Origin of the sequence: Flavonifractor plautii ATCC 29863 (assembly GCF_000239295.1) — a bacterium.
GTDB classification, from domain to species: Bacteria; Bacillota; Clostridia; order Oscillospirales; family Oscillospiraceae; genus Flavonifractor; species Flavonifractor plautii.
The window spans coordinates 1-728 of record NZ_JH417747.1 but is presented as its reverse complement, the minus strand read 5'-3'; the positions used below and the strand labels follow the sequence as shown (position 1 = coordinate 728).

Genomic DNA, 728 nt, shown 5'->3' with positions numbered 1-728 from the left:
AAACCATTTTGCGAAAATTCCTTGACACTACCCAGGACTATTCTGTGTGCTGACCCCTGTCAAGTGGACGGAAATTTAGGACACCAGCTATACTGCTGCTTCCAGGCTCAAATCCAGGATGTACTATTTTTGTAACAAACTGTATGCAATCATGGTTGTAAAAATAGATGTACTCGTCCACCAGTTCGGCAGCAGCGTGAATGGTCTGAGGTTTAGCTCGGGAAATTCACTCGATCTTCAGTAAGTTGAAAAATCTTTCTACACAGGCATTGTCATACCCAAGCATTAATCTGCGTGCCTCACAGAAGAGACTTACATAACTATCCTTTGCCCCCTCTGAAATCGATGATTTCAGAGGGGGCTTTATATATTGCGGCACAAAATTTGAAGGCTTAATTTATTCATCGAAAGACATAAATAATTCTTTTGGAAGAGGTGTAACCCCTTCTCGTACCATATTTACCGCACACTTTTGTTGGATTTTTGTTATATATGGAGGCAAAATTTTTCCAATACGCTTGTCCTTCCATGCATTGAAGTTTAAAACTTCCAGATCCATATCAAATTGAATCGCTTCTTCTCCAGCTACGCAGCCTATAATGACCTTGTCGTCACGTTCGAGTATAGTCCCTTTTCTAAAAAAAATACTATTCCGATGTTTACTGAAATGCCGATTGAACTCTGCCAATTTCTCTGTGTAGGTTTGTCAAACATATTGGACGGTGAAC

Annotated in this window: 1 protein-coding gene; it reads right to left on the bottom strand. The window is 40.1% G+C overall.

Going from position 1 to position 728, the window contains the following annotated elements:
* Nucleotides 1-397 precede the first annotated feature (397 nt).
* The gene (locus HMPREF0372_RS19665) at nucleotides 398-559 is read right to left on the bottom strand and encodes a hypothetical protein (RefSeq protein WP_155116994.1); all 162 of its coding nucleotides are present in this window, start codon (nucleotides 557-559) and stop codon (nucleotides 398-400) included.
* Nucleotides 560-728: the final 169 nt, after the last annotated feature.